A 22,948-nucleotide genomic window follows, 5' to 3' on the forward strand; every position below is an offset into this window, starting at 1 on the left:
CTGATGGCCGTCGAAATCACGTCCAAGATCGTTTCCTACAGCGTCAAGAAGGCGGTGGAAGCGCCGCCGCTGGCTGAGGAGAACCCGCTCACGGTGCGCATCCCCTCGCGCCCCGAGGGCACCCTGGAGGCTGTGTCGGAGAAGATCTCCTACGTCGGCGCCGAGGGGCGCAAGAAGGTCTACCTGCTGGTGTCGTTCATGCCCGTGGAGGGTGTGCTCGACGGCAAGCGGGTGGTGATCGAGCGCCCGGTGGAGTTCTTCTTTCCTTCCGGCCAGCTCTCCAGCGAGCACCAGTGGATCACCGCCACCATGCGCAGCCTGTCGCTGGCCGCCCGCGGCGGCTACGTCACCCAGGCGGTGGCCGACCTGCGCAAGGTGGCCTGGGACAAGGGCCTGGTGCGCTGCGGCATGAACCGCTGGGGCAAGCCGATGTTCCACGACTCCGAGGTGGCGGCCATCGCCTGGTCGATCCAGCAGATCCTCTATCGTCGTGGCTTCCTCGACCAGGACGGCAACCAGGTGCCGGTGGAGGACCTGGTGGCCCGTTACGCCAAGCGCCAGGCCAGCGGCCACCTGTGGGAGCCGCCCACCCCCGAGGAGATCGAGAAGGCCGAGCGCGCGGCCGCTGAGAAGGGCGACGGTCCCACCGTGGTGGGCCACTGCCCGGAGTGCAACGGCGAGCTGATCATGATGGACGGCTGCCCCACTTGCTACGCCGGCTGCGGCTGGTCGAAGTGCGGCTGATACAGCAGCACTGACCGGCCGCACCGCGAGAACCGCCCCGGGTCACGCCAGTGGTCCGGGGCAGTGAGTATTAGAGAGGTGCTACGCCTACTGCTCGAGCGGTGGCAGCGACAGTTTCTCCTCGATGCGTTTCAGGATGGCCAGGATGTCGTCTACCGATCGAATGGCCAGGTTGAGCAGGGCGGCATTCTTCTCGGGATCATCGGGATAGTCATGCGAGAAGCGGTTTCGGATGATTCTCAGCTGCTGCCACTGATCGCCGCTCTCGAGGAACCCCAGTTTCTCCAGGCGATTCAGCTTGTCGATCATCGGCCTGTCCTCGTAGGGCTCCTGGAGGACGGCCAGCGTGGCCGGCAGCAGCCGAGCGCCCATGGCGTCCTGCAGCCTGCCGAAGCGCAGTACGAACTGGTCGAGATCCTGAACGGAGTCATCGTCCAGGGAGGCAAGCTGCTGGCCCGTCAGCGGGAGCTTACCCTCCAGGGACCCCAGCGCATGCTGCAGGTGGTGAAGGTGACGTTGGCATTGTCGCCACGCCTCCGCCAGCTGATGCTGGATGACATCGCTCATAGCCTGACCCCGGTGCGCTCGGCAATCTCGAAGATCGGTGGATGCTCGCCCCGGCCGGGATAGTCAATCAGAAGGTCGATCTTCTGCTCACCGATGGCCTGCTGAACCCGAATCTGGAAGTCGATCTCGGCACGGACGATCTCCTCGACATCGGTCATGTCGGTCGAGATCAGCAGATCGATATCCCCCCCCCGGGCGCTGTCGTCAGCGCGGGATCCGAACAGGATCACGCACGCGCCGGGACCGAAACAGTGTCGAGCGGCCTGTCGGATAACCTGTTGCTGCTGGGGTGTCAGCCGCATCGTGCTCTCCCGATCGATGTTCGATGAGAGGAGATTAGCACAGGGCGGGGTCGCGCCTGCCGCGGGCGTGGGCGTAGTCGATGCCCTCCCGGGCGCGCCGGTCGGTGAAGTTGAGCCCGGCGAACCGGCGGGCGTTGGTGGTGTTCTGGAAGCCGAAATAGACGGCATCGGCCCCTTCGTCCACGGCGCGCTTCAGGGCCGGCAGGTTGCCGGCGGGGCAGACGAGCTCCATGGCGAGCCTCCTCTTGCGGAAAACCCGACCAGGCTAGTCGACGGCCCCGTCGGCCCCCTTGATTCGGGTCATGGTGAAGGGGGATTCACGGTGGGCATGACGCAGGTCACGCCGGGACCATCGAGGGGGCACTCGGCGAATCCTGACGCGATCCTCTGGCCTAGGCTTGTGTCAGGCATGCTCACCAGCAGGTGGTGTGGTCATGGACATCGAACGCCTCTTCGATGCGAGTTACGTGCGGGTACTGAGCCGGGAGCTCGAGGGACAGGGGTTCTTCGAGGCCTTCTATGAGCGCTTCCTCGCCGCCTCCCCGGAGGTGGCGACGAAGTTTCGCCATACCGACATGGCGCGACAGCAGGTCATGCTCAAGAAGGCCTTCTACCATCTGCTGGCCTTCTATGCCTCGAGCCATGCCGACTACTATCTGCAGGAGGTGGCGATCAGTCACAGTCGCGCGTACCTCGACATCTCCCCGTCGCTCTATGACCTCTGGCTCGAGAGCCTGATCGACACGGTTCGCGCCTTCGACGCGCAGTTCGATGACGAGGTGGAACTGGCATGGCGACTGGTGATGACGCCGGGCATCGTCTACATGACGTTCCATTACGACCGGGGTGTCCGCTCCCATTAGACCCATGCCATTAGCCCCCATGGGCGACGCCCATGGGGTCGATGCGGTGGATTCATTTGATGGCCGGATCAGGAGGAATGGGCCGGCCTGGCGTCGCAGAGCGGACAGAAGTCGGCCTGCTCGTCGTGGCCCAGGCGCAGTCCGGTGCGGTTCTCGGCGATCCGCCGGTAGAGTTCCTGGAAGCTCGGGCTGCCTTCGGCGGGACTGGCCAGGGACACGCCGAGGTCCAGGTCGTCGAGTTCGGCGGCCGGGAAGTGGGCTTCGAGCAGTGGCAGGGCCCGATGATCCTCAGTGTGCAGGTGGTGGTGGTAGAGCTCGCTGAAGGCCCGGGCCAGGTTGAGGACGTTGAGATCCAGGCCTTCCTCGGGGGTGGCGTCCGCGTGTTGCATCCTCTCCTCCAGCTCCCGGCCGTAGCGAGCGATGCGGCGATGCTCCTCGGTGAGCACCTCGAGGAGCTCGCGGCTCTCGGGAAGGCGTGCGGCGAGACGGGCGAACAGCCGATCCTCCACCCGGTGGTGCCACTCCTCGGGTTGATGGGTCAGGTAGTGGAAGAGGCGGGCCAGCAGGCGGTAGTCGGGAATCTCGTCGCAGGCGGCGATATGCAGCTGGCGGTCGAGGATGCAGATCAGCGCCTGATAGCGATGGTGGTCGGCATGCAGGCGTTCGAGGACGATGGCTCTCATGGTGACCTCCCCGGCGCGTCGCCGCCGGGGCGACGCACCGTCGTGGGTATGGCCGGCGTTCAGCCGGCGCGTTCGAACAGCAGGTTGTTCTCCAGGTGGATGTGCTGCATCAGGTCGTCGCGGAACTCACGTAGCCCGGTGTAGAGGGCGCGCCAGGTGGTGCAGGCACCCTTGGGTGGGGTGATGTCGTCGGTCAGGGCGGCGAGGCGCTCGAGGTGTTCACCGTGGTCGTCGTGTTCCTGGCGCATCACCGCGATGGGGCCCTGGACCTGGGTGCCCGCGCCCCGGCGCAGCAGCGGGAAGAGGATCTGCTCCTCCTTTTGCATATGGCTCTCCATCTCCTGATAGAGCTCGGCCAGCAGGTCGGCCAGGCCATTGGGGCAGGTGTCGCGGCTGCCGTGGACCTGCTCCACCCGTTGCGCCATGCGCAGCAGTTCGGGCAGCTGCTGGCGGTGCACGTCGTGGTAGCGAGTCAGGATATGGTCGATCAGTTCGGCGTTGCTGGCCGCCTGCCAGTCACGCGCCTCGTGCTCGCCCTGCGGCAGGGCCTCGAGCTGGGCCACCAACGCCTCGGGACTCAGGCCAACGCGTTCGGCGGCCTCGCGCAGGCTGATGCGGCCGCCGCAGCAGAAGTCGATGTGGTGGTCGCGGAAGACCCGGGTCGCACCGGGCAGGGTCAGGGCGGTGCGGCCAACGGTCTGTTCCAGCAGGCTCATGGCAGTACTCCTCGTGGGTGAAGGATGGATTCACCCCTCTCTTAGCAAGGCACATGCCAGCTTTTCGGCCACCGGGTGACGGGCCCCGGGTGGTGTCAGGGTGAAAAATACCCCATGCTGTCAGGGTGCTTTGGACCCAGGAGGGTGGCGATCACCATGCTGGACGAGACCCTGCTGGCGGACCTGGTCGCCGACCTGCCCAGCGCCGTGCGCCTGCAGCGCCTGGTGCGCACCCTGCGCGAGGGCTTTCGCTGCGGTGCCGTCTGCCTGCTGCGCCTGGAAGAGGATGCCCTGGTACCGGTGGCGGTGGAGGGGCTGGTGCGCGAGGCGCTGGGCCGGCGCTTCGAGTTGGCCCAGCATCCGCGCCTGTCGACCATCCTCGCCAGCCGACGCACCACCCTATTCCCGCCGGACGTCCGTCTGCCCGACCCCTATGACGGCCTGGTGGAGCAGCAGCCCGGTCAGCCGCTGCACGTGCACGACTGCATGGGCATCAGCCTGCACGTCGAGGGCGAGCCCTGGGGCGTGCTGACCTTGGATGCGCTGGAGGCGGGAACCTTCGATGGCGACGACCGGGCGGCGCTGGAGCGCTATGCCCTCCTCATCGAAGCGGCGGTACGCGTCAGCCGGCTGGAGCACGATCTGCGGGCCCTGCGCATGACCCGCGAGGATGCCGGCCTGGCCCAGGCGCCGCTCGAAACCCGCGAGATCCTCGGTCACAGCGCGGTGCTGCGGCAGCTGTTGCGGGAGCTGGACGTGGTGGCGCAATCCGATCTGCCGGTGCTGCTGAGCGGCGAGACCGGCGTCGGCAAGGAGCTGTTCGCGCGGCGGCTGCATCGCCGCTCGGCTCGCCATGCGGCGCCGCTGGTGCAGGTCAACTGCGCCGCGCTGCCCGAGTCGCTGGCCGAGAGCGAGCTGTTCGGTCACGTGAAGGGGGCCTTCTCCGGCGCCAGCGCCGCGCGGGCCGGGCGCTTCGAGGCGGCCGACGGCGGCACCCTGCTGCTCGACGAGGTGGGGGAGCTGTCGCTGCCGGTCCAGGCCAAGCTGCTGCGCGCCCTGCAGGAGGGCGAGGTGCAGCGACTGGGCGAGGACATGCCGCGCCGTGTCGATGTCCGCATCATCGCCGCGACCAATCGTCGCCTGGCCGAAGCGGTGCGCGAGGGCAGCTTTCGCCCCGACCTCTATCACCGGCTGTCGGTCTATCCGGTGGCCATCCCGCCGCTGCGCGAGCGGGGCAGTGACGTCCTGGTGCTGGCGGGGCACTTCCTGGAGATCAACCGCGTTCGTCTGGGAGTGCGCAGCCTGCGCCTCGCGCCGGAAGCCGAGGCGGCACTGTTGGCCTATGCCTGGCCGGGCAACGTGCGTGAGCTGGAGCATGTGATCAGCCGCGCGGCGATCAAGGCGCTCACGCGGGGAGCGCGGCGCGACGATATCGTCACCCTGCTACCCGAGTGGCTCGACCTGCCCGTGCCGGAGCGGGCCGATGATAGCGGTTCCGGCACACCGTCCGAGCCGGCGGCCGCGGCGCCGCTGCCGCTGCGCGATCGGGTCGAGCAGGCCCAGCGGGCGGCGATCCGCGAGGCCCTGACGGCTTGCGAAGGCAGCTGGGCGGCCGCGGCCCGGCGCCTGGAGGTGGATCCCAGCAACCTGCACAAGATCGCCCGGCGGTTGGGGATCAAGTAGCCCGCGGTGCCCGGGGCGGGGCGCGCCCGATGCTCGGGCCTGGATCCGCCCAGTGCCTGTCCGAACCGGCTTTCCCATGGGAACACGGGCTGCCTTGACGGCAGCCTCTCCTCGGCTACCATTAAGATGTATTTTCAATGAATGTTATTGGCCTAGGAGGTTCCATGCCATTTCACCCGCGCGCCTGGCGCCTTGCCGCCCCCCTGGTGGTGGCCGCGCTTCTACTGCCGGCCGGCGTAACCATGGCGGACGACCACGAGATGGCCAGTGACGACAGTTGGCTGCCTAGCCTGATCACCGAGACGCCGCAGGAAGGCTTCGCCCTGGCGGTGACCCTGGCCCAGAAGGGGGTGGCGACCACCCAGCCTGATGCCGAGGTGCGCCAGGACCTGCGTCCCGAGTATGCGGAAGATCCCGACAGCCTGACCGCGGCCTCACAGGTGATCGCCACGCATTTCCAGACCGTGGCTGCGGCCAACGATTATTGGCGGGAGTAACCCTGCCTGAGAGCGAGTGCTTGGTGAATGACGGGAGGGACCACCATGCTTGAACTGTTCCGAGATGCGTATCGCACCCATGTCTGTGGCAATGCTGTGATGCTCACTGGGCTATGCTTGCTGGTGCTGGGCGTGCTCGGCGGCTATGTCGTAGACACTCGACTGTCGTTGTCGCTGCAGGTGCTGGCTCACCTGCTGGTCATTGCTGGCCCGACGCTGATCAAGTTTGGCTATGTGATGCGCATCTATGCCCGTCACCGGTTGCACTTGGCCTACTGAGCCGGCGGACCAGGTCACCGCCGGCCACGGATGTTGGCATCCTGGTGGCCTCGTCGCCTGGCGTTGCCCCTGGGCCCGGCTCTTAAGGAGAGGCGTCATGATCAAGGTGCGGCTCTATCGCTATCATCCCGAACAGGACGCCGTGCCGCGACTCGAGACGCTGGAGGTGGAGGAGCGCTTCCGCAAGGCGATGGTGCTCGACGTCCTCGAGCACCTGAAGCAGCGGGATGACACCCTCACCTATCGGCGCTCCTGCCGGGAGGGGGTGTGCGGCTCCGATGGCATGAACATCAACGGCAGGAACGGCCTGGCCTGCATCACCCCGGTGAGCGAGGCGCTGGGAACCTCCGATACCCTGATCCTGCGGCCGCTGCCGGGCATGCCGGTGATCCGCGACCTGGTGGTGGACCAGGCGCTGTTCTTCCGCCAGTTCGAGAAGATCCGCCCCTGGCTGATCAACGATGCGCCGCCCTCCGCCAGGGAACGCCTGCAGAGCCCCGAGGATCGCGAGAAACTCGATGGCCTCTACGAATGCATCCTGTGTGCCTGCTGCAGTTCGGCCTGTCCCTCCTGGTGGTGGAATCCGGACAAGTACATCGGCCCGGCTGGGCTGATCCAGGCCTATCGGTTCCTGATCGACAGCCGGGACACCGCCACCGACGAGCGGCTCGCCGAGCTCGACGACCCCTTCAGCGTGTTCCGCTGCCGGCAGATCGCCAACTGCACCTGGGTCTGCCCCAAGGGGCTCAATCCGATGCGCGCCATCGGCCAAATCAAGGCGATGCTGCTGGCGCGAGGCAGCTGAGAGGGGATCGCGCTGGCCTGCAGACGAGGACGCCCCGGTGATGCCGGGGCGTGGCCTGGTGAGCAGTTGAAGGACCTCAGGCCGCGTCGAGCGGGCGCGAGGGGCCGAAGTGCTCGTAGTGGCGACGTTCGTCGGGCACGCCCAGTTCGGCCAGCGCCCGGTCCACGGCGCTCATGAAGCCCTGGGGGCCGACGAAGTAGCAGCGAGCCCCTTCCGGCAGCAGCCGTGCCAGCAGCTCGCGGTCGACGCGGCCGTTGTGGTCGGCGTCGTCGCCGCGTTCGTGCACGCTCACCGCCTGCAGCCGCTGCGGATGCTCGGCGGCCAGCGCCGCCACCTCGTCGCGGAAGGCGTGGTGCTCGGCGTCCAGGGCGGCGTGCAGGTAGACCACGCGACGGCCTTGGGCCAGGGCCTGGCGGGCGATCGGCAGCATCGGCGTCTGGCCGACGCCGCCGCTGGCCAGCAGCAGCGGCTCCTCGCCCTCGGCCAGGGTCAGGTCGCCGGCCGGCGGCAGCAGTTCCAGAATGTCGCCCACCGTCATGGCATCGTGCAGGTGGCGGCTGGCGCGACCCTCGGGTTCGCGCTTCACCGAGATGCGGTAGTGCCTGCCGTTGGGCAGGTCCGAGAGGCTGTAGTGACGATAGAGCGGTTCGCCATCGACGCTCAGCCTCACGCCGATGTACTGGCCGGGCGCATGATCGGCCACCGGGCCGCCATCTACCGGCTCCAGCACGAAGGAGCGGATCACCGCGCTCTCCTGGCGCATGGCGGCGATGCGGAACTCGCGGGGGCCGCGCCAGCCGCCGGGGCGGCGTTCGAACGCCCGGTAGTGGTGCTCCTCCAGCTCGATCAGCAGGCCGGCCAGCTCCTCGTAGACGCCCTGCCAGGCGGCGGCGATCTCCGGGGTCACGGCATCGCCCAGTACCTCGCCGATGGCCGCCATCAGGCACTCGCCGACGATGGGGTACTGCTCGGGGCGGATGTCCAGGGAGACGTGCTTGCTGACCACCGTGGCCAGGGTCTCGCGCACCTTTTCGCGGTCGTGGCGCAGCTGCACATAGGCGAGCACCGCCGCGGCGAGTACCCGGGGCTGGCCGCCGTCGGCCTGGTGGGCCTGGTTGAACAGCGGCTTGACCTCCGGGTAGCGGGCGAACATCAGCGGGTAGAAGCGCTGGGTGATGGCCTCGAGGTGCTCGGCCACCACGGGGGCGGTGGCCTCGATCAGGCGTTCCTGCTCCTGGGTCAGCATGGCATGGCTCCGTATCGATTTAAGATGCAAAAAAAATACATCTTAATGCCTGTCGATGCCACCCCTGATGCTGCTACCGGATGTCGCAGGGGTCAGTAGGCCCAGACGATGGCCATCAGCAGTCCCCAGGCCAACACCCCGGCGGCCATGATGGTGTAGGTGACCGACATGGCGGTCACGTCGTTGTCGCGCCGCTCGCAGAGTGCCTGCAGGCCGTGATAGACCAGGCTGCAGGAGATGCCCAGCGCCATCAGCACCGCCAGGGCGTTGAGCAGCAGGCTGGGGATCAGCAGGACGATCGCCGAGGACCACAGCGGCAGCGGTGCCAGGGCTGCCAGCAGGTAGGCGTCGTGGTAGTCGATCGACAGCTCGCGGGTGGCGTTGACCACGGCATGGATCAGCCAGCCCATGACGAAGAAGGTGAGCAGCTCGGCGAGAAACAGGATGGTGGTGATGAAACGCCACTGGCGCTCGCCGAAGCCGGCAACGAAGTCATCCCCGTAGTGGCTGCCGGCATAGTAGAGCAGCACCGGCGGCAGCAGCGACATGGGCAGCACCAGACACCACGCCAGGGTGGGGATGGAGGGCTTGTGCCGCTGTAGCTCCTTCCACCCCGCGCGGCGGGTGAAGGGCAGGAGGACGACCGAGGCGATCTTCATGGGAGCACTCCTTCGGGGGGACGGGCCGGCGGCGATCCCCGATGGGCGGCGCCGTGACGTTGGAAGATGTAATCAAAATAGTGCTTCTGCGGCCTCGGGGCCATCCCCGACGGCGACACGGCGCAGAATTCGCGGCGCGACTGATCGGCATCAAGGGAAGCGATGCCGACCCGTGCTCGAATGGCGGCTCACCTGAACCGCCATCGACTCGACACGGGGCGCGCCGACGGTGCCGGCTCCTGTCGTCGATCAAGGAGGCATGATGAGCGAGACGCCCCATCAGGACTGGGATCCCCGTACCGGGGACGTCCAGGCCGACCAGATCGCCGCCTACGACGCCATGCGCCGGCGCTGTCCCGTCGCCTTCAGCGACTACCTGCAGTGGTCGTTGTTCCGCCACGCGGACGTGAGGCGCGTGCTGGAGGACCACGAGACCTTCAGCAACGCGGCGAGCCGGCACCTGTCGGTGCCCAATGCCATGGACCCGCCGGCGGCTATGCCGAGGTCCCCCTGCGGGTGCGTCGGCGATAAAAGAGGCATTCTTGATGCCTGTCATGGATTCCTGCGGGGCGGGTGGCGCAGAATGGTGATCCCCAGGCGTTTCATTCGGGTATCACCACCATGTCCTACACCTCCTCCCTGACTCCCGTCCGCCTGGCGCGCCTGCCGGTGGCGCGCCTCGCCTTCCGCCCCTTCTTCCTGCTGGCCGCGCTGTTCGGCGTGGCCTCGATGGGGGTATGGCTGGCCTTCTGGCACGGCGGCATCCTGCTGCGTCCCCAGGGCGGGCTGATGTTCTGGCACCAGCACGAGATGCTGTTCGGCTTTGCCGCCGCGGTGGTGGCGGGCTTCCTGCTCACCGCGGTGCAGAACTGGACCGGCCTGCCGAGCCTCCGGGGCGGCCCACTGCTGGCCCTGGTCGCCCTGTGGCTGGCGGCGCGTATCCTGATGGCCTTCCCCATGGGTCTGCCCGCCTGGCTGCCGGCGCTGGTCGACCTGGTCTTCCTGCCCGCGGTGGGCGTGGTGATGGCGCGTCGGGTGATCGCCGCCAGGCGCTGGCGCAACCTGATCTTCCTCCCCGCGCTCGGGCTGCTGACCCTGGCCAACCTGGCCATGCACCTGGGAGTGATCGACGGCGACGCCGTGCTGATTCGCCAGGCCGCCTACCTGGCGGTGCTGTTGATCACCCTGTTGATGGTGGTGGTGGGCGGCCGGGTGATCGCCATGTTCACCGCCAACCGCCTGGGGCTGGGCCGCCGGGCGCCGATCCGGGCACTGGAATTCCTTTCCCTGGGCAGCGTCATGGCCGTGGTGCTGGCCCAGCTGCTGGTGATGCTGGGCGTGGCGCTGCCCGCCGGGCCGCTGGCCGGGCTGATGGCCCTGGCGGCGCTGGCCAATGCCGTGCGCATGGCGCGCTGGCATGGCCTGGCCAGCTGGCGCGAGCCGCTGCTGTGGGGGCTGCATCTCAGTTATGCCTCCATCCCCCTGGGTCTGGCCATGTGGGCCCTGGCGCTGCTCGGCGCCTGGCGTGCGGAGCTGGCGGTGCATGCCCTGACCGTGGGCGGCATGGGCACCATGATGCTGGCGATGATGTCGCGGGTCTCGTTGGGGCATACCGGCCGGCCCATCCGCACCCTGCCGGGCATCGGCGTGGCGCTTGCCCTGATGGTCGCCGCCGCGCTGCTACGCGCCCCGCTGCTGGCCCTGGTGCCGCAGATCACCCACTGGACCTACAACCTGGGCATCCTCTTCTGGTGCCTGGCCTATGGCATCTTCCTGGTCCACTACACGGGGCCACTGCTGTCGCCCCGCGTCGACGGCCAGGATGGCTAGTCCGAAGCAAGGAGCAAGCCATGCTGGATTACTACCTGCCGATCAAGCACCTGCATATGACCGCCGCCGGCCTGAGCCTGGCGCTGTTCGTGCTGCGCGCCTTCTGGTCGGTGCGCGCCTCGCCGATCCTCCAGGCGCGCTGGGTGAAGGTGGTCCCGCACCTGGTCGACACCCTGCTGCTGGCGCTGGGCGTGACCCTGATGGTGATGCTCTCGATGTGGCCCCATCAGCACCCCTGGCTGGCCGCCAAGCTGATCGCCCTGGTGGCCTACATCGGCCTGGGGACCCTGGCCATCAAGCGCGGCCGCACGCCGGCGGTGCGTGGCGTGGCGGCGCTCGCGGCGGTGGCCACCTTCACCTACATGCTCGGCGCGGCGATCCGCCACAGTCCGCTCTCCTGGCTGGCCGGCGCCTGACAGGGGCGCTCCCTCTCCTATACTGAGGGTCCCAGCGTCGATGAGGAGCCAGCCATGAGCCAACAAGATCTGCCTTCCGGTGCCGGCAAGGTCGCGACGGACTACCCCGAGGTCTGGGACGCCTTCTCGCGTCTCGGCAAGGCCTGCTCCGAGAGCGGCCCCCTGGATGCCCGCACGCGCCGCCTGGTCAAGCTCGCCCTGGCGGTAGGGGCCGGCTCCGAGGGCGCCGTGCACTCCCATATGCGCCGCGCCCTGCGTGAGGGGGTCGAGCCCGAGGCCCTCAAGCAGGTGGCCATGCTGGCGATTCCCACCATCGGGCTCCCCGCCGGGGTCGCCGCCCTGACCTGGATCGAGGACATCACCGAGGGGCGCTGACCCGGTGTTCCGGGCGGCGTGGGCACGGGCGACGCCGCCATCCGGGCACGAGGGACTTCGCTAGGGAACCGTTTGTCGTACCCGAGGTGTCTACGCCGGGACGTCCCTGGCGTAGAGCCGCTTCCCTGCCACGAAGGTTTGTTGCGGCTGGAGGTCGCCGTCGAGCAGGGTCACGTCGGCATCGAAACCGACGGCCAGGCGGCCCTTGCGGTCATGCAGTCCCAGCACCCGGGCCACGTGGCCCGAGATCAGGCCCAGGGCCTGATCGAGTGGCAACACCTCCTCGCGGACCAGGCGCTGCCAGTCCGCAATCAGGGCGGTGTTGCGCGCCACCCGCATGCCGATGTAGTTACCCTGGGCATCGAACTCGGGCAGGCTGCCGTTGCAGTCGGAGCTCATGGTGATACGGGGCACCGGCACGCCGCGCGCGAGCAGCCGCGACACCGCCTCGAAGCCGGAGAGGCCCTCCTCGCCGGGATCGTCGAAGGCGGTCACATCCACGCTGGCGGCGAAGGCCAGCGCATAGTCGGCGGCCTCCTCGAGCAGGGCACGGTGGCGGTTCACGTGGGTGGGGATCACCTGCTCGGCGGGAATCTCGGTCTCCGCGAGCAGCCGGCGCAGTGGCTCGAGCCCCCGCTGTCCGTCGCCGACATGGAAGTGGCAGATGCCGCGCTTGCCGGCCAGCATGCCGCCGACGCGCGCCTCGCTGACCAGCCGCGCGATCTCGTCCTGGCGGGGCTGGCTGGAGCGATGATCGGAGATGGCCAGCTCGCCCAGGCCGATGACCTCGGGGATCCAGGCCAGGTCGCGCTGCACGTCGCCGGTGAGGGTCGGTGGCGGCACGCGATACGACCCCGTGTACATATAGGCCGCGATGCCCTCGGCCTTGAGCCCACGCACCTTGGCCAGCAGGTCCGCCGGCGAGCGGCTGATGCCATCGGTGCCCAGCACCCCCACCACGGTGCCGATCCCCATGGCGGCGATCTCCCGGGCGGTGATCGCCGGGCAGCGGGTACCGCAGCCGCCCTCGCCGCCGCCACCGGTCGCATGCACGTGCTGGTCGATAAAGGCGGGCACGGCGGTGAGGTCGCGCGCCTCCACCAGGCGTACGGGCCATCCTTCCGGTACGGTGAGGTCGCGCCCCAGTACCGCGATCCGTCCGTCCGCGATCAGCAGGTCGGTGGCCTCGAGGGGTTCCGGGGCGAAGATGCGACCCACGCGCAGCAGGGTCAGCAGGGGGGCGTCCCGCGCATCGAGGGGCATCATGGTGACTCACCGTTGGGGTCAGTCGCCGCCGGCGCGAAGCGGCGGCCCTTCAGGCGATCGATGGCGCCCTCGACATCGTCGATCAGCAACACCAGCAGGTCACCTTCGCCGGCCTCGTCGAAGGCCCGGTCGACGGCGTGGGCCTCCTCCAGGACGACTTCCACCCGGCAGGCGCCCATCGACTCGGCGCCGTCGCGCAACAGGCCAGCGGCCTCGCCGATGGCACGATCGCGGGCGTCGGTCTCGTAGATGTAGACGACATCGTGCATCCGGGCGAGCAGCGTGCCGAGGCTGAACAGGTCCTCGTCGCGGCGATTGCCGGGCGCGCTGGCCACGCTGAGGCGTCGTCGCGCCGGGATACAGCTCACCAGCTCGCTGAGGGCCTCGAGCGCGGGCACGTTGTGCCCGTAGTCGATCAACACCTTCATGCCGTCGGCATCGATGAGGTTGGTGCGGCCGGGATTCTGTCCGGGGGTGGGATGGAAGGTCCGCAGGCCCATCTGGATATCGGCGATGGAGAGCCCCAGGGCATAGGCGCCCGCGCTGGCGGCCAGGGCATTGGCGACATTGAAGTGGGCGTGTCCCTCGAAGGTGATCGGCACGTCCACCACCGGGATCACCTCGGCCTCGACATGGCCCTGACGCATCACGATGCGCTCATCGTGGACCGTGAAGGCGACGCCGTGATCGCGAACATGCTGACGGATGGGGCGGGAATCGGGGTCCAGGGTGAAGAAGATGATATCGCCCCGGGCCCATTCCTGGGCGGCCAGCACCCGGGGGTCATCGGCATTGAGCACGGCCGTACCGCCTTGGCGCACGGCGTCGATCACCACGGTCTTGCAGCGCGCCAGCTCGTCGAGGGTATGGATGTCATGCTCGCCCAGGTGGTCGCTGGCGATATTGAGCAGCACCCCGACGTCGCACTCGTCGAACCCGAGGCCACGGCGCATGATGCCGCCGCGGGCCACTTCGAGCACGGCGTATTCGACCGTGGGTTCGCGCAGCACGATGGCCGCCGCCTGGGGGCCACTGTAGTCGCCGCGCATGATGACATGGTTGTCGATCTCGATGGCGCCGGTACAGGCCATGCCGACATTGCGTCCCGCCTGGCGCAGCAGATGCGAGAGCAGGCGCACCGTGGTCGTCTTGCCGTTGGTCCCGGTGACCGCAACGATGGGAATGCGGGCGTCGGTCTCGCTGTCCGGGAACAGCATGTCGATCACATGCTGGCCGACATCGCGGCCGTTGCCGTGGGTGGGCGACAGGTGCATGCGAAAACCGGGCCCGGCATTGACCTCGACCACCGCGGCGGACTGCTCCTCCAGTGGCCGGGTCAGGGTCTCGGCCAGCAGGTCGATGCCGATGATATCGAGCCCGACCAGGCGCGCGATTCGCTCCGCCGCGTAGCGTACCTCCGGGTGGACGTCGTCGGTCACGTCCGTGGCCGTGCCTCCGGTGCTCAAGTTCGCCGTGGGCTTCAGATAGACGATCTCGTTCTTTGGAATCACGCTCTGCAGGGTCAGGTTCTGCTGGTCGATCAGCCGCTGCGACTGCTCGTCCAGCTGTATCTGCGTGAGCAGGTTCTCGTGCCCGACGCCGCGACGCGGGTCCTGGTTTTCCCTGTCGACCAGGGCCTGCAGCGTGGTGACCCCATCGCCGATCACATGGGCCGGTCGTCGCCTGGCGGCGGCCACCAACTTGCTGTCGATGACCAGCAGGCGATGGTCCTCGCCCTCGATGTACTGCTCGACGATCACCGCGGGGTTGCGGTGGGAGGCGATGCCGAAGGCCTCGCGCAGGGCCTGGTCATCATCGATGTTGGTGCTCACGCCGCGGCCGTGGTTGCCGATCAGCGGTTTCACCACGACGGGATAGCCGATGTCGCGGGCGGCGTCGAGGGCTTCATCGACGCCGGCGCAGACCCGGCCGTGGGGAACCGGAATGCCGGCATCGCCGAGCACCTGCTTCGTCCAGGCCTTGTCGTCGGCGATGCCGTAGCCGATCAGGTCCGTATGGCCGGTCACCGTCGCCTGGATCCGCTGCTGGCGGTGGCCGTGACCCAACTGGATGTAGCTGTTCTCGTCACTCAAGCGGATGTGGGGAATGCCACGCCGCTCGGCGGCCGCCACGATCGAGGCGGTGGAGGGGCCCAGCATGTGGGCATCGCGCACTGTCTTGAGGCGGTCGATGATCGCCGGCATGTCGATCTCGCCGCCATGGAACAGCCGGGTGACCAGCTCGACGGCCTCGACACCGGCCGCCAGACCACAGGCTTCGTCCCGATAGCGGTAGACGACGTTGTAGATCCCGGGCTCGTAGCTGTCGATGGTCTTGCCGTAGCCGACCGAGAAGCCGATCAGGTTCTGGAGTTCGATCGCCACGTGCTCGACGACGTGGCCGGCCCAGGTTCCGCGTTCCAGTCGCTCCACGAAGCCGCCGGGTCGGCCGACCGAGCAACGGTGCTCCTGCAGGCTGGGCAGTAACCCGAGGAGGCGTTCGACGATGCCGGGGACGGTATCGCTGGGCCGTTCCTCGAGTTCGCCGATGTCCAGCCGCAGGAAGATGGCCAGGTAGCGGCTGTAGTAGTTCGGGCCCCGCAGGGCCCGGTGTTCGAGGATATTCATCGGAGATCTGCCAGGGTGGTGACGAGCGCGTCCGCGGCAAGATAGCGACGCGCCTCGATATCGAAGCCGTGACCGCTGACCAGCGCATGCAGGATCAGGTGCTCGATGGCCACCGCCTCTCCCATCGCCAGATCGGCGATGTTCGAGCTCGCCAGGTCGCGGCTGTCGATGAGGATGACATGGCCCGGGCCGATGGCTTCGAGAACCCGGTTCGGATGAATGATCACCGCGGCATCCTCGCCCAGCCCCACGCCCAGGTACTCCGGGTTGGTCGCCCCGACCTCCATCAGGCGCGTGAATCGTCCGCGCTCGAGGAAGTGGCTGTCGATGATCAAGCCTTCGACGAGTCCGAGGCCGAAGGTCATGTTGACGGCGCCCTTGCGCAGGGCATCGGCGGCGGCGCCGTTGTAGATCATGGTGCTCGGCATGGCCGCCGCGCCGGCACTGGTCCCGGCCACCACCGCGCCCTCCTTCAAGCGGTTGCGGATGGCCATCAGGGTCGCCGAGCCGCCCATCACGTTGGTCAGGCGGAGCTGGTCACCGCCGGTGAGGAAGATGACGCCGCTCTGCTCGATCAGGCGTACGGTGTCGGCCGCGGCCGCCTGGCGGCGGTCGCGGATGCCCAGGGAGTGGACGCGGCTGGCGCCCAGGCGAGAGAAGGCCGCTTCGTAGTCGGGCAGTACCTCGTCGGGAATGCTGCTCGCCGTGGCGATGACGGCGACCTCACCATAGCCCTCGGGGGCCAGGGCAAAGACCTGTCTCAGGATCTCGAGATCGGAGGTCCTGTCCTCTGCTCCGCCGATGGCCACGATGCGGCCAGGTGCCACGGGGTGTTGGGAAGCCATAACCTGTTCGTCGCCCAGCGACGCTCTTGAGCAAACGCAGAAGCCACGTTCGCGTGAGTCACTTGCCGAATGGCAGGATGCTTGCCGCCTGCACTTTCACTTATAACAGTCATCCCGACGCGGGGCACGTTCTCGCTGGCTCGGGCGGCCCCGAGGACCGGCCGAATAATGCATATCAGATGCCACTGTAATCGTGAGACGGACGGCATTTCCCTGGCCTGGATCAAGCCTCGGCGGGGCGCGCCGGGTGCCGCTCGTCGCGGGTCAGCATGGGTGCCCGGCGCTCGGTCCACCACATCCAGATGATCGAGACCAGGGTCACGCCGAAGCACAGCATCCACACCGTGGTGGCCACCCCGGTGAGGTCGACCAGGGCACCGAACATGATCGGCAGCAGGAAGCCCCCCACGCCGCCGGCCAGGCCGACGATGCCGGAGACCAGGCCGAGGTTCTCGTGGTACTCGTTGGAGAGGTACTTGAACACCGAGGCCTTGCCGATGCCCCAGGCAATGCCCACCACGAAGAGCGCCGCGGTGAACAGCCAGATGGGAATGCCGAAGCCGAACTCCACCACGCCGTCACCGCCGGCCGCCGCCACGCGGTAGTGGGTCTCCGGGTAGGACATGATGAACAACGCGATCAGGCTGGCCCACATGCAGCCCCAGGTGACGGTGTGGGCGCCGAAGCGGTCGGAGAGCCAGCCGCCGAAGGCACGGATCACCCCGGAGGGCAGCACGAAGATGGTGGCGATCAGCGCTGCCAACTGGATGCCCATGCCGTACTCGTTCATGTAGTAGCGGGTCAGCCACAGCGAGACCCCCACGTAGCCGCCGAACACCACCGAGTAGTACTGGCAGTACTTCCACACCCGCGGGTCATTGAGCACCCTGGCCTGCTCGCGCAGCGAGACCCGTTTGGTGCTGCGGTGGGCGGGATCGGTATAGGTGAAGAACCAGAACAGGATGGCGGTGACCAGCATGATCGCCGCATAGATGTTGGGTACCGCCTGCCAGCCCAGCACCACGATGGCCGTGGGGGCGATGTATTTGGTCACCGCCGCCCCGGCGTTGCCGGCGCCGAAGATGCCCATGGCCAGGCCCTGTCGGTCCCGCTCGAACCACTTGGCGGTGTAGGTGATGCCCACCGAGAAGGCGCCGCCGGCCAGGCCGATGAAGGCGCCCAGCACCAGCAGCTGCCAGTACTGGGTGGCGAACTGCACTAGCCAGATGGCCGGCACCACGCAGACCAGCACGATGAAGAACACCGGGCGGCCGCCGAAGCGGTCGGTCAGTGCGCCCAGCGGCAGCCGCATCAGCGCACCGGTGAGGATGGGCACCGCGGTGAGGATGCCGAACTGGGTGCCGTTGAGGTCGAGCTGCTCGGCGATGGGCACGCCGATCTCGCCGAACATGGTCCACACCATGAAGCACATGGTGAAGGCGAAGGTGTTGGCCACCAGGACCGACGTCTGCTTGAAGCGATGGGAGGCCATCTCGGTTCCCTCTTGCCATGGAAGTGGGGTCGGTGGGGCGGCACGGCCGCCCCGGACGGATCGGGGTCAGGGATTCTTCACGTAGGCGCCGGGGCGCAGGTAGAACCACCAGTTGACCACCAGGCAGAGCGCGTAGAAGACCGCGAAGCCGTACATGGCGAGTTCCGGGGTACCGGCCTTGATCTGGTCGCCCATCACCCGCGGGGCGATGAAGGCGCCGTAGGCGGCCACCGCCGAGGTCCAGCCCAGCACCGGGCCCTTCTGCTGGGCGTCGAAGATCACCCCGATGCTGCGGAAGGTGGAGCCGTTGCCGATGCCGCTGGCGGCGAACAGCACGATGAACAGCGCCAGGAAGAGCCAGAAGTACTGGTTGGGGTCGGTGGCGTTGTAGGCCAGCATCATCACGTAGCCGGTGGCCACCGAGGCGATGACCATCACCGCGGAGATGAGCTGGGTGACGATGGCGCCGCCCACCTTGTCGGAGATCCAGCCGCCGACGGGACGGATCAGGGCGCCGACGAAGGCGCCCATCCACGACCAGGTCAGGGCGCTGGGGGCGTCGGGGTTGGCCACGCGCGTCACGCTGCCGTCGGCGGCCACCTCCATCATGTTCCCGAAGATGACGTTGATGGAGAGCGGCAGGGCCGCCGAGAAGCCAATGAAGGAGCCGAAGGTGAGGATGTAGAGCACCGTCATCGACCAGGTGTGCTTGTTGGAGAAGATGCCGAACTGCTTCTGGATGGCCGGCCGGATGTCCCCCGGCAGCAGGCGCAGCAGGCCCAGGGTCAGCAGGATGGTCAGCGGCAGGGCGAGCCACATGCTCAGCCAGCCCAGCGCGACGACGCCCACCACCGAGGTCAACACGCCCACGCCGTAGAGCCCCAGGATCTTGCCGAAGGCCTGTACGGGGCGGCCCGGGTTGGGGGTGATGGGGCGCAGGTTGTTCATGCCGAACCAGCCGGCGAAGGCCAGCGGCACCAGGAACACCAGCCACACGAAGCCGGCGTTCTGGATCCAGGCATCGGTGCCCGCCTCGATGCGGCCGATCAGGGTGCCGCTGGCGCTCGTGAGCTCCATGGGGCCGCCGGCCAGGGCGCCGAAGATCCCCACAGTCATCACCAGCGGCACCAGGATCTGCATGGTGGTGACGCCGAAGTTGCCCAGCCCGGCGTTCATACCCAGGGCATAGCCCTGCTGCTGTCGGGGGAAGAAGCTGGAGATGTTGCTCATCGAGCAGGCGAAGTTGCCGCCGCCGATCCCCGAGAGCAGCGCCAGGGCCTGAAAGACCCAGAAGGGCGTCTCGGGGTTCATCAGGGCGATGCCGGTGCCCGCCGCCGGCACCATCAGCAGGGCCGTGGTCAGGAAGATGGTGTTGCGCCCGCCGGCGATGCGGATCATGAAGGAGGCCGGGATGCGCAGGGTGGCCCCCGAGAGGCCGGCGATGGCAGTGAGGGTGAAAAGCTGGTCGACGGAGAAGGGGAAGCCCAGGTTCTGCATCTGGGTGGTGATCATGCCCCACATCATCCACACCGCGAAGCCCAGCAGCAGGCTGGGGATGGAGATCCACAGGTTGCGGGTGGCGACGGCCTTGCCTTTCCGTTCCCAGAACGCCGTGTCCTCGACGTCCCAGTGGTCGATATCGGCGCTGCGGGCGTGTGACGCCCGGTGACGGCCGACGTCCAGGTTCGAATTCGCCATCTCGGCTTCCCCCTTGAGTGCTGACAGGCGCATCGACCGCCGAAGGCTGCTTGATCGACATCAATGCGCGACGCTTTGGGGCGAAAGATACGCCCGGCCTCGGCGGGGGGAAATGCCGGAAAATGCCGGGAAATCAACCGGCTACCTCCATGGAGGTAGCCGGGGTAGGAGAGTATCCGCTTGATCGGGAAGGGGTTTTTCCGCGTCGCCGGGGCGGGGGGAAGGGCGGCGCGGAGAGCGGAGGTCTTTGGAGGTATCCACACCGCACCGCCATTGCTAGCGTTCACTTCATGCCTGTAGGAAGCCTCGATTCACGTCGCGAGCGAAGAGAGGCCGCCCGCCGCCGAAGCGCAGCAGCCGGAGTTGACTGGTGGCTCAATGAGGACTGCGAGCATCGCCGGCGGGCGGGATATCGAGCGCAGCAGTGAAGCGAGGTTTCCTACCGGTCGAGGCCCTCCTGCACGGCCCACACCGCCGCCTCCACCCGCGAGCGCAGGTTGAGCTTCTTGAGCAGGTGCTTGACGTGCACCTTCACCGTGCCCTCGGTGATGTCCAGCTTGCGGGCGATCATCTTGTTGGAGAGGCCGGCGGCCAGCTCGCCGAGGATCTCGCGCTCGCGCTGGGTCAGGCTGTGGATGTCCGGGGCGGCCGGCTTGCTGCGCTGGTGGCGCAGCGCCTCGGCGAGCAGGGCGGTGAGGCTCTCGCTGATCACCATGCGCCCCAGGGTCGCCTGGCGCAGCTGGCGGACCATCTCGTCCGGGTCCATGTCCTTGAGCAGGTAGCCGTCGGCCCCGGCCTGGAGGGCGTCCACCACGTCCTCCTCGTTGTCGGAGACGGTGAAGATCACGATGCGCCCGGCGAAGCCGTCGTCGCGCAGCCGCTTCAGGGTCTCGATGCCGTTCATGCCGGGCATGTTGAGGTCGAGCAGCACCAGGTCGGGGTCGAGCTCCCGGGCCAGCCGGACCCCCTCCGCCGGTTCGCCGGTCTCACCGGCCAGCACCAGGTCGTCCTCCAGCTCCAGCAGTTGGGTGACGCCGCGGCGCAGCAGCGGATGGTCGTCGATGATCAGGATGCTGGCGGGGGTCTCATGGGTGGTGTCGGTCATCCGGCGTGGTCCCTCTTGCCTTGTCGATCGGTGGCGATGGTGGCGGTGGCCGGGGCGTCGGGCGCCTCGACGTCGCCGCCGACGTGTGTCTGGATGAGCCGGGCGGTCTGGGGCGTGAAGACCAGCTCGACCCGGGTGCCGCCCTGGGCGCGATTGCCCAGCGTCAGGTGGCCGCCCAGGGTGTCGGCGCGGTCGCGCATGATCACCAGGCCGTAGTGCATGGGCGGCGAGCTGTCGTCTTCGAGGCCGATGCCGTCGTCCTCGATGGTGACCCGCAGGCGGGCCTGGGCGAAGCGCACCGATACCGCGGCCCAGTGGGCCTGGGCGTGCTTGTGGACATTGGCCAGCGCCTCGCGCACCACCTGCAGCACATGGATCTCCTCGTTGGGGTTGAGCAGGTGGGGGGGCAGGTCCACCGCCAGGGCGATCTCGCTGCCCAGCCGCTCGCTGAACTCCTGCACCGTCTGGCGCAGGGCGGTGGCCAGCCCCGGCCCCTCGAGCCTCAGGCGGAAGGTGGTCAGCAACTCGCGCAGCTGGCGATAGGCGCTGTCGAGCCCGGTGCGCAGCTCCGCGCAGACCGAGGCCTGGGTCTCGGGGGGCAGGCCCTTGGCCTGCATGCGTTCCAGGCGCGCCACCTGCATCTTCAGGTAGGAGAGCGACTGGGCCAGGGAGTCGTGCAGCTCCCGGGCGATGATGGTGCGCTCGTTCATCAGCGAGACCTGCTGCTGCTCCTCGATGCGCCGCTGCAGGTAGACGGCGGTGGCCAACTGGTCGGCCAGGGCGTTGAGCAGGCGGCGCACGCTGTTCGACAGCGGCCGCCCCCTGGGGTACCAGACCTCCAGGGTCCCCAGCATCAGCTCGCCCACGCTCACCGGCAGCAGCACGCACTCGCCCTGTTCGGTCTCCTGCAGCCGCAGGGGGTGGGGGTCGATCAGGCAGGCGTGGCAGTCGTGGTCGCGGCAGTAGTCGGGGCGGCGTGCCGAGTGAGTGGCCAGGATGGGAATCTGGCGGTCGTCGAGGGGGTCGTTGAGCGACAGGCGGATGGGGCCGATCTCCAGTAACTGCTCGAGGCGGCGCAGCATGGGGGCGGCGCTGGCGCAGAGGTCGTTGCCGCCGCCGTAGAGTGCCCGGCTGCCGTCGTGCATCACCTGCATGGCCCGGTTGCTGCGCTCGAGTTCCGCCTGCTTGCGCGACACCCGCTCCTCCAGCTCGGCATAGCTGCTGGCCAGCTCCTCGGCCATGGTGTCGAAGGTGCGCCCCAGCAGGGCCAGCTCGTCGTTGCCGGTAAGCCGCGTGCGATAGCCGAAGTTACGCCGCGCCGCCTCCCGGGCCAGCACCACCAGCTGGCGCAGCGGCACCACCAGGTTATGGCGGATGTCGTAGAGGGCGATGCTCAGCACCACGGCGGTCAGCGCCAGGAGGATGAGCTGCAGGGCGCCGAGCAGGCGGATCTTCGACTCGCTGTTCTCCTCCAGCAAGGTCACCAGGCCGTCGATCTCGCCCACCAGCGCGTCCAGCTCCGCCTCCAGGGGCGTGCCGGCGGTATCGTTCCCGGCCAGCGCCGCGTCCAGTCGGGGGGCCAGGGTCGTCTCCCAGCGCGCGAGGATCCGGCGGTGCTGGCGTTGCAGGGGATGGTCCGTGGCCTCGGGCAGGGCGGCGGTGAGCTCGGGGTCGCTCAAGCGCTCGCCGAGGCGCTCGCCCAGGGTCGCCACGCGTTCGCGGCTGGCCTCGCCGGGCTGCTGCTCGTGGCGCTGCAGGGCGGCGACGACCTGGTAGGTGTTCATGCGCAGCGAACCGGCCAGATTGATGGCGGCGGCATCGCCGCGGTTACCGCCGGCCAGGGTCATGGTCACCACGATGCTGATCAGCGCCAGGGCGCTGATCGCCAGCAGCGAGGCGACGATGCGCGCCACCAGGGAGTGTTGCAGCAGTTTCATGGCGTCGGGGTCTCGTCGGTCTCCAGGGTCAGTCTACTACACCCATGGAGGTAGAACAGGTACCCCCTATGCCCCTTTGACCGCGAGGCGGCCGCTGCCGAGACTCTCGGGACCCCGTCGTCAAGCGCTCTTGCCCATGCTGCCCGCCGCCTTCGCTCCCGACTCGGATCCCTCCGGAGGCGATCGTCCCCAGGTGCTATCCCTCCCGAATGGCGGGCCTATCCCCTAGGAGGTAGCGGGCCGGTTTATGGAGGTAACCGGGCAGTATTCGCTCGCGTGATCGCCCAGAATCCCTGCCATGACCGTGCCTGGA

The 22,948-nt window shown here is 68.1% G+C and carries 22 protein-coding genes and 1 pseudogene; 9 read left to right on the top strand and 14 right to left on the bottom strand.

The window, feature by feature from the left end:
- Positions 1-3: 3 nt before the first annotated feature.
- Positions 4-744 (top strand): ribonucleoside-diphosphate reductase, encoded by a 741-nt coding sequence (locus QWY80_RS15860; protein ID WP_290233548.1) that lies wholly within the window; start codon positions 4-6, stop codon positions 742-744.
- 87 nt (positions 745-831) lie between these two features.
- Here QWY80_RS15860 and QWY80_RS15865 read toward each other — a convergent pair whose 3' ends face one another.
- From QWY80_RS15865 to QWY80_RS15875, 3 genes and pseudogenes are all read right to left on the bottom strand, one after another.
- On the bottom strand, positions 832-1,311 hold the full coding sequence (locus QWY80_RS15865; protein ID WP_290233550.1) for a hypothetical protein: 480 nt from the start codon (positions 1,309-1,311) through the stop codon (positions 832-834).
- Complete coding sequence (locus QWY80_RS15870) at positions 1,308-1,613, bottom strand: nucleotidyltransferase domain-containing protein (RefSeq protein WP_290233554.1); 306 nt, start codon at positions 1,611-1,613, stop codon at positions 1,308-1,310. Before QWY80_RS15870 ends, QWY80_RS15865 begins: the two co-directional genes overlap by 4 nt.
- A 55-nt stretch (positions 1,614-1,668) precedes the next feature.
- Positions 1,669-1,845: pseudogene (locus tag QWY80_RS15875) on the bottom strand (U32 family peptidase); the annotation flags it as partial.
- Positions 1,846-2,047: 202 nt separating this feature from the next.
- Between QWY80_RS15875 and QWY80_RS15880 the strand changes: the two are divergent.
- A complete protein-coding gene (locus QWY80_RS15880) occupies positions 2,048-2,476 on the top strand; it encodes a globin (RefSeq protein WP_290233557.1) in 429 nt (142 codons plus the stop codon).
- A 68-nt stretch (positions 2,477-2,544) separates the two neighbouring features.
- Here the strand turns inward: QWY80_RS15880 and QWY80_RS15885 are convergent, their stop codons facing one another.
- On the bottom strand, positions 2,545-3,159 hold the full coding sequence (locus tag QWY80_RS15885; RefSeq protein ID WP_290233559.1) for a hemerythrin domain-containing protein: 615 nt from the start codon (positions 3,157-3,159) through the stop codon (positions 2,545-2,547).
- 59 nt (positions 3,160-3,218) lie between these two features.
- A complete protein-coding gene (ytfE, locus tag QWY80_RS15890; RefSeq protein WP_290233563.1) occupies positions 3,219-3,875 on the bottom strand; it encodes an iron-sulfur cluster repair protein YtfE in 657 nt (218 codons plus the stop codon).
- Between the two features lie 156 nt (positions 3,876-4,031).
- Between ytfE and norR the strand changes: the two genes are divergently transcribed.
- The 4 genes from norR to QWY80_RS15910 all read left to right on the top strand — a co-directional run bounded on the left by norR (position 4,032) and on the right by QWY80_RS15910 (position 7,139).
- The gene (gene norR, locus QWY80_RS15895) at positions 4,032-5,558 is read left to right on the top strand and encodes a nitric oxide reductase transcriptional regulator NorR (RefSeq protein ID WP_290233566.1); all 1,527 of its coding nucleotides are present in this window, start codon (positions 4,032-4,034) and stop codon (positions 5,556-5,558) included.
- A 164-nt stretch (positions 5,559-5,722) separates the two neighbouring features.
- Complete coding sequence (locus QWY80_RS15900) at positions 5,723-6,055, top strand: hexameric tyrosine-coordinated heme protein (RefSeq protein ID WP_290233569.1); 333 nt, start codon at positions 5,723-5,725, stop codon at positions 6,053-6,055.
- Positions 6,056-6,100: 45 nt separating this feature from the next.
- Complete coding sequence (locus tag QWY80_RS15905) at positions 6,101-6,334, top strand: transmembrane sensor/regulator PpyR (protein ID WP_290233573.1); 234 nt, start codon at positions 6,101-6,103, stop codon at positions 6,332-6,334.
- A 100-nt stretch (positions 6,335-6,434) separates the two neighbouring features.
- Positions 6,435-7,139, top strand: coding sequence for a succinate dehydrogenase iron-sulfur subunit (locus tag QWY80_RS15910; RefSeq protein WP_290234185.1), 705 nt, complete (start codon positions 6,435-6,437; stop codon positions 7,137-7,139).
- Positions 7,140-7,215: 76 nt separating this feature from the next.
- Here the strand turns inward: QWY80_RS15910 and hmpA are convergent, their stop codons facing one another.
- Together hmpA and QWY80_RS15920 are read right to left on the bottom strand one after the other, a co-directional pair.
- Positions 7,216-8,385 (bottom strand): NO-inducible flavohemoprotein, encoded by a 1,170-nt coding sequence (gene hmpA, locus QWY80_RS15915; RefSeq protein WP_290233577.1) that lies wholly within the window; start codon positions 8,383-8,385, stop codon positions 7,216-7,218.
- Positions 8,386-8,477: 92 nt separating this feature from the next.
- Complete coding sequence (locus tag QWY80_RS15920) at positions 8,478-9,044, bottom strand: YIP1 family protein (RefSeq protein ID WP_290233580.1); 567 nt, start codon at positions 9,042-9,044, stop codon at positions 8,478-8,480.
- Between the two features lie 621 nt (positions 9,045-9,665).
- Between QWY80_RS15920 and QWY80_RS15925 the strand changes: the two genes are divergently transcribed.
- From QWY80_RS15925 to QWY80_RS15935, 3 genes are read left to right on the top strand one after another with little or no spacing between them, the layout of a single operon-like run.
- Positions 9,666-10,874 (top strand): NnrS family protein, encoded by a 1,209-nt coding sequence (locus QWY80_RS15925; protein ID WP_290233583.1) that lies wholly within the window; start codon positions 9,666-9,668, stop codon positions 10,872-10,874.
- Between the two features lie 20 nt (positions 10,875-10,894).
- Positions 10,895-11,290, top strand: a complete 396-nt coding sequence (locus QWY80_RS15930) for a SirB2 family protein (RefSeq protein ID WP_435389375.1) — start codon at positions 10,895-10,897, stop codon at positions 11,288-11,290.
- A gap of 54 nt (positions 11,291-11,344) precedes the next feature.
- Positions 11,345-11,665: a carboxymuconolactone decarboxylase family protein gene (locus QWY80_RS15935; protein ID WP_290233586.1), complete on the top strand. Its 321-nt coding sequence runs from the start codon at positions 11,345-11,347 to the stop codon at positions 11,663-11,665.
- A gap of 90 nt (positions 11,666-11,755) precedes the next feature.
- Here QWY80_RS15935 and iadA read toward each other — a convergent pair whose 3' ends face one another.
- The 7 genes from iadA to QWY80_RS15970 all read right to left on the bottom strand — a co-directional run bounded on the left by iadA (position 11,756) and on the right by QWY80_RS15970 (position 22,635).
- Positions 11,756-12,931 (bottom strand): beta-aspartyl-peptidase, encoded by a 1,176-nt coding sequence (gene iadA / locus QWY80_RS15940; protein WP_290233589.1) that lies wholly within the window; start codon positions 12,929-12,931, stop codon positions 11,756-11,758.
- Entirely contained in the window at positions 12,928-15,558 is a 2,631-nt protein-coding gene (cphA, locus tag QWY80_RS15945; protein ID WP_290233592.1) for a cyanophycin synthetase, read from the bottom strand. Before cphA ends, iadA begins: the two co-directional genes overlap by 4 nt.
- Complete coding sequence (locus QWY80_RS15950) at positions 15,555-16,403, bottom strand: cyanophycinase (protein WP_290233594.1); 849 nt, start codon at positions 16,401-16,403, stop codon at positions 15,555-15,557. Before QWY80_RS15950 ends, cphA begins: the two co-directional genes overlap by 4 nt.
- 223 nt (positions 16,404-16,626) lie before the next feature.
- On the bottom strand, positions 16,627-17,895 hold the full coding sequence (locus tag QWY80_RS15955) for an MFS transporter (protein WP_290233597.1): 1,269 nt from the start codon (positions 17,893-17,895) through the stop codon (positions 16,627-16,629).
- Between the two features lie 66 nt (positions 17,896-17,961).
- Positions 17,962-19,593, bottom strand: coding sequence for an MFS transporter (locus QWY80_RS15960; RefSeq protein WP_290233600.1), 1,632 nt, complete (start codon positions 19,591-19,593; stop codon positions 17,962-17,964).
- A gap of 439 nt (positions 19,594-20,032) precedes the next feature.
- Positions 20,033-20,698, bottom strand: coding sequence for a two-component system response regulator NarL (gene narL / locus QWY80_RS15965; RefSeq protein ID WP_290233604.1), 666 nt, complete (start codon positions 20,696-20,698; stop codon positions 20,033-20,035).
- Complete coding sequence (locus QWY80_RS15970; RefSeq protein WP_290233605.1) at positions 20,695-22,635, bottom strand: histidine kinase; 1,941 nt, start codon at positions 22,633-22,635, stop codon at positions 20,695-20,697. The genes narL and QWY80_RS15970 overlap by 4 nt, the downstream gene beginning before the upstream one ends.
- Between the last annotated feature and the right edge of the window lie 313 nt (positions 22,636-22,948).

The organism is Halomonas ramblicola (assembly GCF_030409215.1).
GTDB lineage: Bacteria > Pseudomonadota > Gammaproteobacteria > Pseudomonadales > Halomonadaceae > Halomonas > Halomonas ramblicola.

Coding starts and splice junctions, on each gene's coding strand:
- QWY80_RS15860 (WP_290233548.1), top strand. CDS start 4: ATGGCCGTCGAAATCACGTCCAAGATCGTTTCCTACAGCGTCAAGAAG.
- QWY80_RS15865 (WP_290233550.1), bottom strand. CDS start 1,311: ATGAGCGATGTCATCCAGCATCAGCTGGCGGAGGCGTGGCGACAATGC.
- QWY80_RS15870 (WP_290233554.1), bottom strand. CDS start 1,613: ATGCGGCTGACACCCCAGCAGCAACAGGTTATCCGACAGGCCGCTCGA.
- QWY80_RS15880 (WP_290233557.1), top strand. CDS start 2,048: ATGGACATCGAACGCCTCTTCGATGCGAGTTACGTGCGGGTACTGAGC.
- QWY80_RS15885 (WP_290233559.1), bottom strand. CDS start 3,159: ATGAGAGCCATCGTCCTCGAACGCCTGCATGCCGACCACCATCGCTAT.
- ytfE (WP_290233563.1), bottom strand. CDS start 3,875: ATGAGCCTGCTGGAACAGACCGTTGGCCGCACCGCCCTGACCCTGCCC.
- norR (WP_290233566.1), top strand. CDS start 4,032: ATGCTGGACGAGACCCTGCTGGCGGACCTGGTCGCCGACCTGCCCAGC.
- QWY80_RS15900 (WP_290233569.1), top strand. CDS start 5,723: ATGCCATTTCACCCGCGCGCCTGGCGCCTTGCCGCCCCCCTGGTGGTG.
- QWY80_RS15905 (WP_290233573.1), top strand. CDS start 6,101: ATGCTTGAACTGTTCCGAGATGCGTATCGCACCCATGTCTGTGGCAAT.
- hmpA (WP_290233577.1), bottom strand. CDS start 8,385: ATGCTGACCCAGGAGCAGGAACGCCTGATCGAGGCCACCGCCCCCGTG.
- QWY80_RS15920 (WP_290233580.1), bottom strand. CDS start 9,044: ATGAAGATCGCCTCGGTCGTCCTCCTGCCCTTCACCCGCCGCGCGGGG.
- QWY80_RS15925 (WP_290233583.1), top strand. CDS start 9,666: ATGTCCTACACCTCCTCCCTGACTCCCGTCCGCCTGGCGCGCCTGCCG.
- QWY80_RS15930 (WP_435389375.1), top strand. CDS start 10,895: ATGCTGGATTACTACCTGCCGATCAAGCACCTGCATATGACCGCCGCC.
- QWY80_RS15935 (WP_290233586.1), top strand. CDS start 11,345: ATGAGCCAACAAGATCTGCCTTCCGGTGCCGGCAAGGTCGCGACGGAC.
- iadA (WP_290233589.1), bottom strand. CDS start 12,931: ATGATGCCCCTCGATGCGCGGGACGCCCCCCTGCTGACCCTGCTGCGC.
- cphA (WP_290233592.1), bottom strand. CDS start 15,558: ATGAATATCCTCGAACACCGGGCCCTGCGGGGCCCGAACTACTACAGC.
- QWY80_RS15950 (WP_290233594.1), bottom strand. CDS start 16,403: ATGGCTTCCCAACACCCCGTGGCACCTGGCCGCATCGTGGCCATCGGC.
- QWY80_RS15955 (WP_290233597.1), bottom strand. CDS start 17,895: ATGGCCTCCCATCGCTTCAAGCAGACGTCGGTCCTGGTGGCCAACACC.
- QWY80_RS15960 (WP_290233600.1), bottom strand. CDS start 19,593: ATGGCGAATTCGAACCTGGACGTCGGCCGTCACCGGGCGTCACACGCC.
- narL (WP_290233604.1), bottom strand. CDS start 20,698: ATGACCGACACCACCCATGAGACCCCCGCCAGCATCCTGATCATCGAC.
- QWY80_RS15970 (WP_290233605.1), bottom strand. CDS start 22,635: ATGAAACTGCTGCAACACTCCCTGGTGGCGCGCATCGTCGCCTCGCTG.